Raw genomic sequence first — 15,382 nt, forward strand, 5'->3', positions numbered from 1 at the left:
AGGGGCCGCTCATAGCGTGGAGCCATGACCACACCCGTCTGCACCAGCGCTTCCGACGCCGCGACGCGGTCCCGTCCGAGCGCGACGTATCCCTCGTTCACGTCGTACGTACGGGCCCGCCAGCCGGTGCTGCTGCGTACCGCCCGCTCGCTCACCGCGAACCCGTGCGACGCGGAGGATCTGCTGCAGACCGCGCTGACCAAGACCTACGTCGCCTGGGAGCGCATCGAGGACCATCGTGCCCTCGACGGCTATGTGCGCAGGGCGCTGGTCAACACCCGGACGTCGCAGTGGCGCAAGCGCAAGGTCGACGAGTTCGCCTGCGACGAGCTGCCGGAGCCGGAGCCGGTGGCGGGCCAGGACACCGACCCCGCGGAGCAGCAGGCGCTGCACGATGCCATGTGGCGCGCGATCATGCGGCTGCCGGCACGGCAGCGGGCGATGGTCGTCCTGCGGTACTACGAGGACCTCAGCGAGGTCCAGACGGCCGAGGTGCTCGGGGTCTCGGTGGGCACGGTGAAGTCGGCGGTGTCGAGAGCGCTCGGCAAGCTGCGCGAGGACCCGGAGCTGGGGCTCGTCCGATAAGGGCGGCCTGCGGTCGGCGGTGAGCCCCTCCCTCTCACCCCTGACGGCAGAGCTCCCCCTCGCGGCAGAGCTCCTCCCTAGCGGCAGGGCTCTGTGAACGCAACGTGACATGATCGATCACCCGGCCCTAGTGACATACCGCGCGGTATGCGCGCAGAATCTCCGCAACCCTTACCACCGCGTAGGCAATGTCGCCCCCGGGAGGACGCCGTGCTGAGCACCATGCAGGACGTACCGCTGCTGATCTCGAGGATCCTGGCCCACGGGTCCACGATCCACGGAACATCGCAGGTCACCACCTGGACGGGTGAGGCCGAGCCGCATCGTCGTTCCTTCGCCGAGGTCGGTGAGCGCGCGGCCCAGCTCGCGCACGCCCTGCGCGAGGACCTGGGGGTGACCGGCGACGAGCGGGTCGCGACCCTGATGTGGAACAACGCCGAGCACGTCGAGGCCTACTTCGCGATCCCCTCCATGGGCGCGATCCTGCACACCCTCAACCTCCGACTCCCGGCCGAGCAGTTGGCCTGGATCGTCAACCATGCCGCCGACCGGGTCGTCATCGCCAATGGTTCGCTCCTCCCCCTGCTCGCCCCGCTGCTCCCGCACCTCAAGCCGGTCGAGCACGTGGTGGTGGCCGGCCCGGGTGACCGCTCCCTCCTCGCGGACGCCTCCGTCCAGGTGCACGAGTACGAGGACCTGATCGCCGGCAAGCCGACCACGTACGACTGGCCGGAGCTGGACGAGCGGCAGGCCGCCGCCATGTGCTACACCTCCGGCACCACGGGCGACCCGAAGGGCGTCGTCTACTCGCACCGTTCGATCTATCTGCACTCCATGCAGGTCAACATGACCCAGTCGATGGGTCTGACCGACCAGGACACCTCGCTCGTGGTGGTCCCGCAGTTCCATGTCAACGCCTGGGGCCTGCCGCACGCCACGTTCATGACCGGCGTCAACATGCTGATGCCGGACCGCTTCCTGCAGCCCGTGCCCCTCGCCGAGATGATCGAGCGCGAGAAGCCGACGCACGCGGCCGCCGTGCCCACCATCTGGCAGGGCCTGCTCGCCGAGCTCAACGCGAACCCCCGTGACGTCTCCACCCTCGGCCAGGTCACCATCGGCGGCTCGGCCTGCCCGCCCTCTCTCATGGCGGCGTTCGACAAACTGGGCATGCGGGTCTGCCACGCCTGGGGCATGACGGAGACCTCCCCGCTCGGCACGGTCGCCCGTCCGCCGGCCCACGCGATCGGCACGGAGGAGGAGTTCGCGTACCGGCTCACCCAGGGCCGCTTCCCGGCGAGCGTCGAGGCCCGGCTCACCGGCCCCGGCGGCGAGCGCATCCCGTGGGACGGCGAGTCGGCGGGCGAGCTGGAGGTGCGCGGCCCGTGGATCGCCGGCGCCTACTACAACGGCCCCGACGCCGAACCGCTGCGCCCCGCCGACAAGTTCAGCGAGGACGGCTGGCTGAAGACCGGCGACGTCGGCACCATCTCGGCCGACGGCTTCCTCACCCTCACCGACCGGGCCAAGGACGTCATCAAGTCCGGCGGCGAGTGGATCTCCTCGGTCGACCTGGAGAACGCGCTGATGTCCCACCCGGACGTCGCCGAGGCCGCCGTGGTCGCCGTCCCCGACGAGAAGTGGGGCGAGCGCCCGCTGGCCACGGTCGTTCTCAAGGAGGGCGCCAGCACTGACTTCGAGGCGCTGCGGAGCTTCCTCGCCGACGAGGGCAAGATCGCCAAGTGGCAGTTGCCGGAGCGGTGGACGGTCATCGCGGCGGTGCCGAAGACGAGCGTGGGCAAGTTCGACAAGAAGGTGCTGCGCAGGCAGTACGCCGAGGGCGGCCTGGACGTCACCAAGCTCTGACGGAACGCCGTTGCGGGGAACTGCGCGACCGGGCCACGGACAACCCGCGGCCGATCGACGACAGTTCCCCGCGCCCCTTTCGGGGCGCCTCCGGTCGGGAGCTAGTTGGTCCCGATCCGCGACAGCAGGTCCACGATCCGGGCCTGCACCTCGCCGCTCGTCGAGCGCTCCGCGAGGAACAGCACCGTCTCGCCGGAGGCCAGCCGGGGCAGGTCGGCCTGGTCGACCGCGGCCGTGTAGACGACGAGCGGGGTGCGGTTGAGCTGGCCGTTCGCGCGCAGCCAGTCCACGATCCCGGCCTGGCGGCGGTGCACCTGCATCAGGTCCATCACGACCAGGTTCGGCCGGAAGTCGCCCGCCAGTATCACCGCGTCGGTGTCACTCGCGGCCCGCGCCACCTGCATCCCGCGCCGCTCCAGCGTCGCCGTCAGAGCCAGCGCGATCTCCGCGTGCTCCTCGATCAGCAGCACCCGCGGCGGGTGCTGCTCGCTGTCCCGAGGGGCCAGCGCCTTCAGCAGTACGGCGGGATCGGCGCCGTACGCCGCCTCCCGCGAGGCCTGCCCGAGCCCTGCGGTCACCATCACCGGCACCTCGGCCGCGACGGCGGCCTGCCGCAGCGACTGGAGCGCGGTCCGGGTGATCGGCCCGGTCAGCGGGTCGACGAACAGCGCGGCGGGGAACGCCGCGATCTGCGCGTCGACCTCCTCGCGCGAATGCACGATCACCGGCCGGTAGCCGCGGTCGCTCAACGCCTGCTGGGTCGTCACATCCGGCGCGGGCCAAACCAGCAGCCGCCGCGGGTTGTCGAGCGGCTCCGGCGGCAGCTCGTCGTCCATCGGCTGCGGACGCGGAGTGTCGGCCACCTCGACGGCACCGCCCGGCCCGTCGAGCGGCTCGGGTCCCTCGGCGGCGTTCTCGTCCGGCGCGCCTATGGCGTACGACCGTCCGGCCGCCTCGGCAGTCGGCGCGAGCCGCGACTGCCCGGCCATCGACGGCTGCGGCTGCCCGCCGGGCGAAGGCTGCGGCTGGGCCGGGGGCACCGGCTGCTCGCCCTGCGGATGCGGCCGCGCCGCCTGCTCCACGGAGGCACCGGCCCGGGCGGCGGGATCGGGCGGCGTACCCAGCTTGCGGCGGCGTCCGCCGCTGGTCTGATGCGGGGGAGGCGTCGCCGACGACTGTGCGGCGGGCGCGGGCTGCTGCACCTGAGCGGCCTGCCGGGTGAAGGGCACACCCTGCCCCAACGTCCGCACACTGATCGCGCGCCCCTGCGTCGAGTTCGGGTCGACGGGAGCACCGGCTTCGGCCGGAAGGGGCTGCGCCGCCCGCTGCTTCGAGCCCGCGGCTGCGGCTTCGGGAGGCAGCGGTGTACCCGGAGCGGGCGTGCCCTGCCCCTGCGGCGCCCGGCCCGGCTGAGCGGGCTGCGCCGGCTCGGGGGCGTTCGGATGCGGCGGTACGGGGGTGGCGGCACCGTTCGGCGCTACGGCCGTACCGGCGCCGGAGGTGTCGTCGGCGGCCGGCCACGGCTGCGGGGCCGGGACGCCCTGCGCCGGCGTGCCCTGCGCGGGGACGCCCCGACCGGGGGCCGCCTCGACGGGGAGGGGCCCGCCCGGGGCGGCGGCGCCCGGCGCGGGCACGCTCTGCGCGGCGGCCTGAACGGGCTGCCCGGGCACCGGCTGGGCCTGCTGCCCCGGAACCGGCTGGGCCTGGGTCTGCTGCACCGGCACCGGCTGCCCCGGTGCCACCTGCCCCGGTGCCACCTGCCCCGGTGCCACCTGCCCCGGTGCCACCTGCGCCGGGACCTCCTGCGCGGCCGCGCCGACCGCTTCCGCCGGCGGAGCCACGGCACGTCGGCGACGCCCGGTCGGCGCGCTGGTGGGGTGCGGCTGCGGCGGGGTGTGGTCGTCGGCCTGATCATGCGGCACGGCATCGTGCCGGCCCTCGTCGCCGCGTACGCCGCCCGGCGCCCCCTGCCCCGGAACCTGCGGCTGCGGCTGCGCCTGTGCAGGCGCCGGAGCGGCAGGCGAAGCCGGAGTCGGCCCAGCCGTGCCCGGTCCCTGTGCGGCCTGGGCGGGCACGCGGTCCGCCTCGGCCGGCGGCAGGGCGAACACCGTACGGGCACCCGCCTCCTGCGCGGCACTTCGTTCGGCCGCCGCGGCCAGGGCACGACGACGGCGCCCACTCGGCTGGGAGGCATCGCCCGAGGTGGCCGTACCGGACCCGGCAGCCGCCGGAGCCGGGTCGGCGGCCGCAGCGGGCAGGGCGGGCGGCAGCGCGTGCTGCTCCCCGCCGTCCCGCCGGGCACGTCGTCCGCCGGGAGCGGGAACGCCCTGCGGCGGTACGGTCCCGCCCAGGCCGTTGCCGATCGCGGCGGTCCCGGCCGCGTGCTCGGCGGCCGTCATGACGGCGCCCTCGGAGACACCGTCACCGCCTTCGCTGCCGTCATCGGCGGGACGTCCGCGGCGCCGGCCGGTGCCGCCGGATGCCTCGCCGCCGCCGTCACCCGTGCCCGCGGGGAGCTCGGGTGCGGCCGCCGCACGCCTGCGCCGTCGTCCGGTGGGCGCGGCGGCCTCCGCGTCGGCGGCGGAACCCTCGGCGTCGGCCTCGGGCGTGTCGCTCTCCAGGAAGGCGTCGACGGAGGACCGCCGGGCGCGCCGGCGTCCGGTGCCGCCGCCCTGCCCGGCACCCTCGGTTCCGTTCGCCCCATCGGCCTCGCCGGCCCCGTCCGCGGCGGCATCGCCGACAGCGGCGGCCACGGCGCCCGCCCCGCCCCCGATGGGCACTTCGAGGACGAACGCACTGCCGCTCATCCCAGGAACCTCGTGCGTCTGAAGCACCCCACCGTGAGCCCGCACGATCCCGCGCACGATCGGCTCGTGCACCGGGTCTCCCCCGGGATACGGCCCGCGCACCTCGATCCGTACGACCTCACCGCGCTGCGCCGCGGCCACGACGACGGTGTTGTCCATGTAACCGCCCGCCGACACCGGCGAGTTGCCGGTCGCGTCGACCCCGGCGACGTCCGCGACGAGATGCGCGAGCGCGGTGGCCAGGCGCTGCGGGTCGACCTCGGCCTCGATGGGCGGCGCGTGCACGGCGAACTGCACCCGCCCCGGGCCGATGAGCTCGACGGCCCCGTCGACACCCGCGGCGACGACGGCGTCGAGCATCACCTTCGTACGGACGACCTGATCGCTGCCGGAGTCCAACTGCTGGTAGCCGAGGACGTTGTCGATCAGCGTCGTGATCCGCGAGTAGCCGGCGGAGAGATGGTGCAGCACCTGGTTGGCCTCGGGCCACAACTGCCCCGCGTCGTCGGCGGCGAGCGCGGCCAGCTCGCGGCGCAGCTCGTCCAGCGGACCGCGCAGCGACCCCGCGAGCAGCGTCAGCAACTGCTCGTGCCGCCCGGACAGGGCCTCGTACCGGTCCTTCTCGCGCTCGCCGAGCGCGGCGTAGCGATCCTCGCCGGCGGCGAGTTCCTCGGCGTGCCGCTCCTCGAGCTCCTCGACCTCGGTGACGTGCTTCTGCCGCAGGGCGGTCAGCTCGGAGGCGTGCTCCTCGGCGAGCCGTTCGAGTTCTTCGTCGTGCCGCTTCTGCGCGGCGTCCTTCTCCTCGGCCAGCGTGTCGTAGGGCCGCCGGTCGGTGAAGGTCATCACGGCGCCCACGAGCTGGTCGCCGTCGCGCACGGGCGCGGTCGTCAGGTCGACGGACACCTTGGCGCTGCCCTTGGACCAAAGCACCTGCCCGCGCACCCGGTGCTTGCGCCCGGAGCGCAGCGTGTCGGCGAGCGGGGACTCCTCGTACGGGAAGGGCGACCCGTCGGCACGGGAGTGCAGGACGAGCGTGTGCAGCTCGCGCCCGCCGAGGTCGCTGGCCCGGTATCCCAGTATCTGGGCGGCGGCCGGGTTGACGAGGACGATCCGCCCGTCGGTGTCGGTGCCGACGACGCCCTCGGAGGCGGCGCGCAGGATCATCTCGGTCTGCCGCTGCGAACGTGCCAGCTCGGCCTCGGTGTCGACGGTGCCGGAGAGGTCGCGCACGACGAGCATGAGCAGCTCGTCGCCGGTGTAGCCGTAGCCGTCGTAGGCCTGGCCGCCGTTCTCGAGATTCGCGGACGTGACCTCGACCGGGAACTCGGTGCCGTCGGTGCGCCGGGCCATCATCCGGGTCGGCTTGGTCCTGCCCTGCGGGTCCATGTGATCGGGCCGGCGCATGGACCCCGGGATCAGCTTGGAGTCGAACTGGGGCAGCAGATCGAGCAGCCCGCGCCCGACCAACGCGGTCCCGGGAGCCTCGAAGGCCTCCAGGGCGATGGTGTTGGCGTTGACGACGGTCCCATTGGCGTTGACCAGCACCAACGCATCGGGAAGCGCGTCGAGTATGGCTGCGAGGCGAGCAGCGCCTCGGGATGGCCTGCTGCTCACGAGACGCTTCCTCCCTGTTACCGCACCTTGCCGACCGCTCGGGCCATCTTGCCAACCGGCCCGCGGCGTGTCACGCGAGGGAGTCTAAGGGCTGGGGTTGCGCTCGCGACGCCGGATGAGAGGGAGGTCGCACGACGAAGTGACCCAGAACGTATGACCGCCTGTGTCGTCGTCCTTCCTGCGTCCGCCTGGTGTCCATGCCGACTTCGCGAGACCTTCGCGGGACTTTTGCGGATCCGGTGCGTCCGGTATGGAAAGCCTGTGCGACGGGGGACGGGGGATGCGTACGCCGGACCGCACATCGGACGGTGGGCTCATCGACGCCCGTCCACGACCCTCCGGCGATGTACGACCGTCCACGACCGTCCGCTGATCTGCGAACGCCGGCGACCCTCCGGTGATCGCCGCCCGTCCACGACCCACCGGTGATCTACGACCGCCGACGCCCCTCCGTCGGCCTGCGACCGCCGACGACCTTCGACCGCCGATGACCCTCCAGCGCCCCTTCGACCGCCGGCGGCCTTCGACCGTCGATGACCCTCCGGTGATCTACGACCGCCGCCCTTGCGCCCGCAGGTCGGGGAGGAGCGGCACGAGCCGGTCCCATCGGGCGATCTCGCACCCGTCGCTGCGGTCGTAGCGGGCGTCGACGGGGCGCCCGGCCCAGGTCCCGGTGATCTGAGCGGTGGCCGACCCGCCGTACTGCATGGTGCACAAGGTGCCCTCGGGTACGGGTGCGAAGGCGTCCTTGCCCCAGCGCGTCTCGCGGTCGAGCGCGGCACAGGCGTCGGCGGCGTGAGGGTGGCCGCCGCCGGCTGGATGGCAGGTCAGCTCGTAGGTCACGTCGGCGCCGCCGTCGGCGTCGTGGACGGTGACGGTGAGGTGGTCGCCGGCGCGGTCCGGGCCCTTGAGGGACGGGACGGCGGCGGGCGCGGCGGTGGCGGGGGCGAGGGAGGTGAGGCCGACGGCGGCGAGGGTGCCGGTGGCGGTGAGGAGGACCCGGCGAAGGCCGCCGGCCCCGGCGGAACGGTTGACCTGCAACATGACCTGACTAACGCCGCACACCGTCGGACGTTGCGCCCCTCGAAGCACGCCGGGAAGGGCTTTGCCCTGCGACCTCTCCGCCTAGTACCGTGGGAGTCGATTGGTGACAGCACGCTCGACTGTGTCATCATCTGCACGCACCACTCGCGCTCGCGCGGGCGGCTGTGCTGGAGGCGTCGCCTAGTCCGGTCTATGGCGCCGCACTGCTAATGCGGTTTGGGCCTTAAAGCCCATCGAGGGTTCAAATCCCTCCGCCTCCGCGCTCGATCACGAAGCCCCGGTCCCCTGGACCGGGGCTTCGTCGTTCACGCCGCTCGGACCGCCGGTGCACGGCCCGCCCGTCGAGCGCCCCAGAGGGCGTTTTCGCAGGTCACAAGGGGTGGACCAAACGGATTTCACATGGCGGCGGCAGTCATGTAATGTTCTTCCTGTCGCCGCGAGCGGGCCAGAAGGGCCGGGAGCGGCGGAGAAAAACACAACAAGCACTCGTAGCTTAACGGATAGAGCATCTGACTACGGATCAGAAGGTTGCAGGTTCGAATCCTGCCGAGTGCACACAGGTCAAAGGCCCGTTGGGATCATCCCAACGGGCCTTTGACATCAGCCGGTGACATCAACGCGGTTGAAAAGGGCCCTCAGTCCTCGGCGGCTGGCTGTCCCTTGTCCTCCGAAATGTCATCAGAGTTGTCCAGCCTGAGAGCGTCGTCCATCTGATCGGCGGCGGCTCGCAGTGTCGTCCCCATGACGTGCGCGTAGGTGTCCAGCGTCATTGTGATTGTGCTGTGCCCGAGTGTCTCCATGATCGTGCGGGCGTCGACCCCCTGTGCGAGCAGGAGCGAAGCGCAGGTGTGCCGGAGGTCGTGCACGCGCACGCGGCGGACGTTCGCGTCCCGGCAGAGGATCGTCAGCATCCGGTTCAGGCTGCGGGGGTCGGTGACGCGACCCGACACCGTGGTGAAGATCAGCCCGTCAGGCTGCCCAGGCGCAGGCTTCCATTTCTCGCCCGCTACCTTTCGCTCTCGCTCCTGCTGCTCGCGGCGGAGAGTGAGCGCCCGCACACACGACTTCGGCAGGGACACCGTACGGACGGATCGCTTCGTTTTGGGGGTGCCGAATAGCAGCTCACGCCGGATGCGCTGCACGTTCCTGCGGACCCGGAGCTGACCGTTCGCGAGGTCGACGTCAGACCAGGTGAGCGCGAGAGCCTCGCCACGGCGCAGGCCGGTGGACACGAGCAGCAGCCACAGGGCGTAGAGACGGTGGGAGCGAGCTGTCTTGAGCAGCAGGCGGACTTCTCCGGCGTCCAGCGGACGCACCTCCTTGGCGTCAACAGTGGGGGTCTCTACGATCCGGGCGACGTTCCGCGCGATCAGCTCCTCGCGCATCGCCTGTTGTAGAGCGGACCGCAGGACGGCATGGACGTACTGGACGGTGCGAGCTGACGGACGGCGCTCACAGCAGCGGCCCAAGGCGCAGCACGAGCGCTTCTCCTCCGGCCGTTCCTTGTCGGCGCCGCGCAGGCAGCACAGGCAGGACACCTTGAACTCCGTCAGGAAGCGGCGTACGTCTGCCGGGGAAAGACGGTTCAGCCTCTTCTTGCCGAGTGCCGGCCGGATGTAGAGGCGGGTCAGACCCTCGTAGCTGCTCAGTGTTGAAGGCTTGAGTCGCTCCGGCGCGATGGTGGCAAGCCAGTAGGTGAGGTAGTCGCCGAATGACATGGTTGACTCGGCGGCAGGGATGCCGTTCCGGGTCTTCTCCTGCAACTCCGTGAGCTTGTCGGCTACTTGCTCACGCGTCTTGCCGTAGACGAACTTGCGGGTTCGCGTCCCGTCGGGACGGTAGACGTAGGCGGCGGCGTGGAAGCGGCCGTCTGCACGCTTTGTGATCGTTCCTTCGCCGTTGGCGCGACGCTTGGCCATCAGGCAGCTTCCTCCATTCGATCGCGCATATAGGCGCGTACGGCATCGACCGGGATGCGGCGGGATCGGCCGATCGTGAAACTCGGGAGCTCGTTCGAGCGAATGAGGTCGTAGACCTTTGAGCGGCTGAGGCGTAAGGCCCGCATGACCTCAGGCACCTTGAACGCTTCGGGAGTGGCGGGGACAACGGTGAGCACGTCGAACCTCCGTGAGGGGCTGGGGCGGCCTCTGGCCCCGTCTCTGAGGGGCGCTACTTCCGCTACCGCCGCTACCGTGCAGGTCAGGGGCCTGTTTGGGGTAGCGGGGAGGGGTAGCGGTAGCGGATGGGTAGCGACAACCGAAGCCGGTTGCCGCTACCGCGTTATCGCTGGTCAGGCCGGGTTTTCGGTGCCGGGTAGCGGAGGTAGCGGAGTTTCCGGGGGTGGGGCGCAGTAGCGCTGCCAGGCGTCGTGCAGGTCGGTGGCGTAGTAGCCCTTGAGGACGCTGCCGGCGGTCTTGATGTTGCGGGATGCGATGGGCTCGTTGTCAGCCGTCATGTACTCCGCGAGCATCTTCGACAGGCGCCGGTTGTCGAGCGGCTTGCCGTGCAGGTCGGCCCAGGGGGCGTCATCGAGGGCGTTGAGCCGGTCGAGGATGGCGACGGTGGGCAACCGGTCGATGCCGATCATCACGTGGTCGCGCAGGTCGGTCAGCAGACGGATGCCGATACTGCCCTTGTCGTTGACCTGCGATGCCTTGACCAGCGTCAGGCAGGCTTCACGGGCCCGGCGGGGCCAGTCCCCGCCTGCCGCGTCGGCGATGGCGAGCAGTGGTTCCCACACGTCCGCCGGCCGGTCGGCGACCCCGTCGGGCATCTCCGGGAACACGTCTGTGACCTGCTCCTGGACCGTCTCGGCCCACTTGGCGAGCCGGTCACGGAGCTGGTTGCCCTCCCGCACGTGGATGCGGGTGCGGAACTGCTCCACCTTTTCGTTGCGGGCCCGGCGGCGCATGCGGATGATGACGGACCGGGTCATGATCGTGGCGGGCAGGGAGCCGAGTCCGGCGACGGCGACGGCGCAGTACGCGGGGAAGCCCTGTACCTGCTGGTTGGCTCCGTCGCCGACGCACCGGTACATCTCCCTGCCGCGGGTGTGGCCGGCGTTGATGAACCCTCGGAGCTGTTCGTTCTCCCCTGCCTTGGGCCCGAAGATGGTGTCAATCTCATCGAACAGGATCGTGGGCCGGCCGCCGTCGACGCCGGACACGGACCGGAACAGGGCGGCGGCGGAGGCGTCCACGGCCGCCATGGCGCGCGGCACGAGCGTCTCCACCACCTCCAGCGCCCGGGACTTCCCGGAGCCCGGTTCCGGAGAGAGGAACGCAAGCCGCGGGGTGGAGTCGAACGCGTCGAGCAGGTGCGCGTGCGCGTCCCACAGCGTCACAGCCACGAACGCGGCCTCGGTGGGAAACACGTTGAAACGGCGGTGAAAGTCTTCCACCTCGTCGAGCAGCGCGGCCCCGTCGATACTGTCGGTCATGCGGCGGCCCTCCCTTCCGTGGAGGCTGCGGGTGTGTCGGTGCAGCCGGATGTGTGGGCGGCGTACTCGTAGACCAGCGCGGCCACGGAGTCATGCCCCTTGGCGGTGCCGGTCTGCCCGCAGGGGCAGGCGTAGGCGGCGTTGGGGGTGTCTCCCTGGCGCTTGGACCAGCGGGCGCCGTCGTAGTGGTCCCGGTAGACCGGTGGGGCATAGATGCGGATACCGGGCCGCTCCGGCGTCGGGTCGGTGCTGGGGCGGACGTCGCTGCGCCGGAAGCCCTTAGAACGAAGGGCAGTTACGACGCCCTTGCGGGCGGCGCCTTTCGGCTCGCCAACGGCCGGCATGTCCACAGCCTGTGGAGCGGCCGACGGTCCGTCCGGGGTGCTGGGGATGCTCTTCAGGCTGGGGCGGGATGAGGCGCTCATGCCGTGGCCCCCGTGCGGCTGTTGTGGGCGATGGACCAGTTGAGGGCGCTGCGGAGAGTGGAGCGGCACTCGGACGCGGCGAGTCCGGCCGTCTCCCCCGCCTCCTGAAGAGCCTGCTCAACCACGTGTCGGGGGAGGTCGCCCCACGCGATGAACCGACCCAGGGCGCGCGCTGCGGTGAACAACTTCCGCTCGCGTTCGCCGTGTTGGGCCGTGCCCACGTTCCGCACCTCATTGGCGAGCGCTACATCCGCATATCGCCGTGATTGCCCCGCTGTAGCCACGGAGGGCGCCTGAGAGCGTTTGGGGGCCGGTTGTAGGACGGTTTGGAGCCACGATGGCAGTACGGCCGCCTCAGGGGTGCTCAAGACTTCGTACTGTCCGGCGGGCAGGATGCTGCCGGCAGCGACGACGTATCCACCCCATCCGCGGGTATCGACGGATGGAGCCACGGTGCCGGCGGTGTTGCCGATGCGCACGCCCGTCGGGGCGGTGAAGTACAGGTGGGTTCCACCGCTGGTGGTCCGCACCCGGTAGGTATCGGGGACGGCATGCCCGGTGCGCTCGCAGAGCGCTCCAAAGGTTGCCGCGCCGTCAGGCGCGTCCGAACTGCCCTTGTGTTCTGGCGTGTCGAGGTCGACGACCAGCAGCCCGGAGGGGCCGGTGGCGATGCCGACGTTGAACGGTGCTCGCGACCAGGCCGCGCGGATGCGGTCGGGGTCGGTGGTGGCGCGCTGCTCCCACTTCTGGTGCCCACCGGCACACTCGCCGGTGCGGGTGCAGGACTTCTCTCCGTGCAGGGCAGGCGGCTTGCCACCAGGCCGGAGAGGGAAGACGTACCAGCCCCGTTCGGCCGCGTCTAAGGCGGCGCGGAGCAGCGCGGATCGAGGGTCATGGGTCATGCTGGATGTCTCCAGTTCCTTGATGGGCGACTGGCGAGCAAGGGCGGTCCCGCGTTCTTTGGCGAGAGGTGGGGGCCGCCCTTGGCGTAGCTAGTCCTGAGGGGTCCGGCGGTGCCAGACGTCGCGGCGCGGGGCGTGCGGCAGCAGGCCAGTGGCAAGCAGGTCCTCGTAGTCCAAGCCGGTGCAGGGGCGGCGCTGCTCGGTGCCGTCGGGCAGGAACCAAAGGGTCATGCCGTCCTCGTCGCAGAGGGGGCAGTCGGCGTGGCTGCTGCGGTGTTCGGCGGCGATGAGCAGGTTGCTGCGGGTGCCGCCCGCGACCGGGATGCGGCGTACGGAGGTTGCGTCGACCGAACCGAGGACGGTTTGGGCGATGACAGGGACGTCGGAGTGGTCGCAGAGAATGCGGATCTCGATCACGGTTCTCCTTGTCAGCGTTTGGAGCCGAAGAGCTTGAGGCTGATGCCGCCGACGCTGAGCGGTCCGGTGGCGGCGGCGATCTGGACGGCGGTGTGGGCGGCGAAGTCGAGCAGGGCGAGGAACGCGGCCACGGTGGCGAAGATCCCGATGGCCGCTGCTCCGGCGACGGCAAGCGGGATCAGGTAGTGGCGCAGCGGCCGTCCGTTCGGGGTGGCGGTGTGGACGACGATGACGACCGGGGCGCCGGTGGCTTCGGCGCGGCGGTAGGCGTCGGCGGGGATGTGCGGGGCGATGATCCCCGGCGGATCACGGTGGGACATTCGGGCTCCCTCGGGTGAGCCGCGGGCCCGCGCCACGAGGTGTGACGCGGGCCCGTGCGGATGGGTGTCAGGCAGGCGTGAGGGGGTGTGACGCGTCGGGTGTTAGGGCGCGTAACACCGCGCCTGCCTAGGGGTTTGGGTGTTAGGGCGCGTAACACCGTTACGGGTGTTACGCGGCCGTGAGGACCGGGATGATGCGCCACCGGCCGGTGGTGTTCGTCGCCTCCAGCCGCCCATCGAGGGCAGCCTCCTTCAAGCGAAGGGAGACCCACGAGCGCGAGAGGCTGTGGCGGTCGCACCAGTCGGTGAAGTCCACCGGGCCCACGATCATGCGGCCCTCTTCCTCGAACTCCTCCAGCGCGCGAGCGAACAGCTCCCGGGCCTCCTCCGGGGAAGGCTTGTGCCCGCTCTCCTGGCCGAAGATCGGGGCATCGTCGCCCTCTTCCGGCTCCGGCAGTTCCGCCTCCGGGTCAATGCCGTCGTCCTCGGGGTCGATCAACGGTCCGTCGTGGTCCATGTCGTCGTCCCCGTCCACGAGGGTCAGGCGCGGCCCGGCGGTGTCGCTGTCGCCGGCGCGGTGGGTGTAAGCGGTGCCGGCGACGCTCGCGGCGGCACCGGCCGTAATCGGGTCGGCAGGGGCGCGGTTGGCCAGGGCCCACGCGGCGAGCTGCTCCATGATCGGGGCAGCACGATGGGTGAAGGCGCGAGTGCGACCCGGCGACGGGTAGCGGTCCTCATCAATGCCCGGGGTGACCAGGTAGCAGTAACCCGGGCGCCGGTTACCCCACGCACCCGGATGAGCGCCTGCGTCGATGACCGTCTCCGGCAGGGAGAACCCCTCATCTCGCGGGTCGCAACCGAGTGCGATCACGGACGTGAGGGATGCGCGGGTGCTGGTGGACATCTGGTCGTAGGAGGGGCGCTGGAGCGAGACGATCAGCGAGATACCTGCCGACCGTGCTTCCTGGGAGATGCCGGTGAAGGCGTCGTCTCCGAGGTTGCGCAGGGTGTTGGCGGCCTCTTCCATCCACGCGACCAGGTACGGCATGCCCTCACAGCCGCACGCCCGTCCGTCCGGGCGGCAGGTGTGAGCGGTGCTGTTCTGCACCTGCGCCGCGGCAGGGATCCACTGGCGGTAGCCGTGCTGGCCCAGCCACCCCGTACGCGCCGGGATCACCGCTTGAAGCGCCGCCACCATGACCTCGGTGGGGCTTCCTCCTTCGGCTGCCCAGTCGATGCCGGGCAGCAGGGGGCGGAAGTCCTGGAACATCTTCGGATCCGACAGCCACAGCATCACGTCCGTGCGGGAGAGGATCTCCGTTTGGACGTTGAGGGCGGTGTCGCCCTTGCCGGAGCCGGTGCCGCCCGCGATGAGCAGGTGGCTGGCGTTGCGGTTCGCCTCCGGATCCCCGGGCAGCCACAACAGCATCGGGGAGCCGTCGTCGTAGCGTCCGATCACGATCGGATCCGCGATCGACCCACCCAGGTTCGAGGGTCCGTCCCACTCGACAACGTCGTGCAGCATGTCCTCCGGCACGATCACCAGCTCGCCCCGCCGCTCGGAGCCCGGGTCGGGGCGGTAGCGGACGGCGTTGCGGGGCAGGTCGAGGGCGGAAGCGAGCCGGGACAGGCTCTTGGTGACGTCGTCGTGGGTCTGCTCGCCTGCCTCCAGCGCGAGCGGTGCGGTGACTCGGTTCGGTTCCACCTTCACCGCCCCCACCTGCGCCCGAGCGAGACCGACCTTGGCGAGCAGGCCCTTGTCGGTGCTTTCGCCGGTGGGGTCGGGGTTGCGGCGCAGGATCATCCGCACGTTCCACGACAGCGCCACCACCGGGCCGCCCATCAGGTACAGATCATCGATCGGCCCGGTGGTCGGTCCGGCGAGGCACGCGGCGGTGAGCCAGGCGGAGCCGGCGGCGACGGTGATGGCGGAGTGGAGGCGGCGCTGCTGGCTGGTCGACTT

Annotated in this window: 12 protein-coding genes and 2 tRNA genes; 4 read left to right on the forward strand and 10 right to left on the reverse strand. The window is 71.2% G+C overall.

Features of this window, described 5'->3' with window-relative positions:
- Positions 1-24: 24 nt before the first annotated feature.
- Together ACZ69Q_RS18110 and ACZ69Q_RS18115 are read left to right on the forward strand one after the other, a co-directional pair.
- The gene (locus ACZ69Q_RS18110; protein ID WP_471042548.1) at positions 25-585 is read left to right on the forward strand and encodes a SigE family RNA polymerase sigma factor; all 561 of its coding nucleotides are present in this window, start codon (positions 25-27) and stop codon (positions 583-585) included.
- A 222-nt stretch (positions 586-807) separates the two neighbouring features.
- A complete protein-coding gene (locus tag ACZ69Q_RS18115; RefSeq protein WP_471042677.1) occupies positions 808-2,451 on the forward strand; it encodes a long-chain fatty acid--CoA ligase in 1,644 nt (547 codons plus the stop codon).
- A gap of 101 nt (positions 2,452-2,552) precedes the next feature.
- On the opposite strand, the gene ACZ69Q_RS18120 is transcribed toward ACZ69Q_RS18115, so the two are convergent.
- Complete coding sequence (locus ACZ69Q_RS18120) at positions 2,553-6,872, reverse strand: PAS domain-containing protein (RefSeq protein WP_471042551.1); 4,320 nt, start codon at positions 6,870-6,872, stop codon at positions 2,553-2,555.
- Positions 6,873-7,421: 549 nt separating this feature from the next.
- The gene (locus tag ACZ69Q_RS18125) at positions 7,422-7,916 is read right to left on the reverse strand and encodes an SSI family serine proteinase inhibitor (protein ID WP_471042554.1); all 495 of its coding nucleotides are present in this window, start codon (positions 7,914-7,916) and stop codon (positions 7,422-7,424) included.
- 169 nt (positions 7,917-8,085) lie between these two features.
- On the opposite strand from ACZ69Q_RS18125, the gene ACZ69Q_RS18130 reads away from it, so the two are divergent.
- Both ACZ69Q_RS18130 and ACZ69Q_RS18135 read left to right on the forward strand, forming a co-directional pair.
- A tRNA-Ser gene (locus ACZ69Q_RS18130) sits at positions 8,086-8,176 on the forward strand.
- 222 nt (positions 8,177-8,398) lie between these two features.
- Positions 8,399-8,471 (forward strand) — tRNA-Arg (locus ACZ69Q_RS18135).
- Between the two features lie 80 nt (positions 8,472-8,551).
- Here ACZ69Q_RS18135 and ACZ69Q_RS18140 read toward each other — a convergent pair.
- The 8 genes from ACZ69Q_RS18140 to traB form a co-directional block, all read right to left on the reverse strand.
- The gene (locus ACZ69Q_RS18140; RefSeq protein ID WP_471042556.1) at positions 8,552-9,835 is read right to left on the reverse strand and encodes a tyrosine-type recombinase/integrase; all 1,284 of its coding nucleotides are present in this window, start codon (positions 9,833-9,835) and stop codon (positions 8,552-8,554) included.
- Positions 9,835-10,032, reverse strand: a complete 198-nt coding sequence (locus ACZ69Q_RS18145) for a helix-turn-helix domain-containing protein (RefSeq protein ID WP_471042559.1) — start codon at positions 10,030-10,032, stop codon at positions 9,835-9,837. Before ACZ69Q_RS18145 ends, ACZ69Q_RS18140 begins: the two co-directional genes overlap by 1 nt.
- A gap of 174 nt (positions 10,033-10,206) precedes the next feature.
- On the reverse strand, positions 10,207-11,355 hold the full coding sequence (locus tag ACZ69Q_RS18150; protein WP_471042561.1) for a DUF3631 domain-containing protein: 1,149 nt from the start codon (positions 11,353-11,355) through the stop codon (positions 10,207-10,209).
- Positions 11,352-11,699 (reverse strand): hypothetical protein, encoded by a 348-nt coding sequence (locus tag ACZ69Q_RS18155; protein ID WP_471042564.1) that lies wholly within the window; start codon positions 11,697-11,699, stop codon positions 11,352-11,354. The genes ACZ69Q_RS18150 and ACZ69Q_RS18155 overlap by 4 nt, the downstream gene beginning before the upstream one ends.
- A 77-nt stretch (positions 11,700-11,776) precedes the next feature.
- Positions 11,777-12,682 carry a bifunctional DNA primase/polymerase gene (locus ACZ69Q_RS18160; RefSeq protein WP_471042567.1) on the reverse strand — a complete coding sequence of 302 codons (906 nt, stop codon included), beginning with the start codon at positions 12,680-12,682 and terminating at the stop codon, positions 11,777-11,779.
- A 90-nt stretch (positions 12,683-12,772) separates the two neighbouring features.
- The gene (locus tag ACZ69Q_RS18165) at positions 12,773-13,099 is read right to left on the reverse strand and encodes a hypothetical protein (protein WP_471042570.1); all 327 of its coding nucleotides are present in this window, start codon (positions 13,097-13,099) and stop codon (positions 12,773-12,775) included.
- A gap of 11 nt (positions 13,100-13,110) precedes the next feature.
- On the reverse strand, positions 13,111-13,419 hold the full coding sequence (locus tag ACZ69Q_RS18170; RefSeq protein WP_471042573.1) for a hypothetical protein: 309 nt from the start codon (positions 13,417-13,419) through the stop codon (positions 13,111-13,113).
- 169 nt (positions 13,420-13,588) lie between these two features.
- The coding region (gene traB / locus ACZ69Q_RS18175; protein ID WP_471042576.1) for a plasmid transfer protein TraB at positions 13,589-15,382 on the reverse strand (1,794 nt) is incomplete at its 5' end.

The sequence above is a fragment of the Streptomyces sp. NPDC036764 genome (genome assembly GCF_055609385.1).

Coding starts and splice junctions, on each gene's coding strand:
- ACZ69Q_RS18110 (WP_471042548.1), top strand. CDS start 25: ATGACCACACCCGTCTGCACCAGCGCTTCCGACGCCGCGACGCGGTCC.
- ACZ69Q_RS18115 (WP_471042677.1), top strand. CDS start 808: ATGCAGGACGTACCGCTGCTGATCTCGAGGATCCTGGCCCACGGGTCC.
- ACZ69Q_RS18125 (WP_471042554.1), bottom strand. CDS start 7,916: ATGTTGCAGGTCAACCGTTCCGCCGGGGCCGGCGGCCTTCGCCGGGTC.
- ACZ69Q_RS18140 (WP_471042556.1), bottom strand. CDS start 9,835: ATGGCCAAGCGTCGCGCCAACGGCGAAGGAACGATCACAAAGCGTGCA.
- ACZ69Q_RS18150 (WP_471042561.1), bottom strand. CDS start 11,355: ATGACCGACAGTATCGACGGGGCCGCGCTGCTCGACGAGGTGGAAGAC.
- ACZ69Q_RS18155 (WP_471042564.1), bottom strand. CDS start 11,699: ATGCCGGCCGTTGGCGAGCCGAAAGGCGCCGCCCGCAAGGGCGTCGTA.
- ACZ69Q_RS18160 (WP_471042567.1), bottom strand. CDS start 12,682: ATGACCCATGACCCTCGATCCGCGCTGCTCCGCGCCGCCTTAGACGCG.
- ACZ69Q_RS18170 (WP_471042573.1), bottom strand. CDS start 13,419: ATGTCCCACCGTGATCCGCCGGGGATCATCGCCCCGCACATCCCCGCC.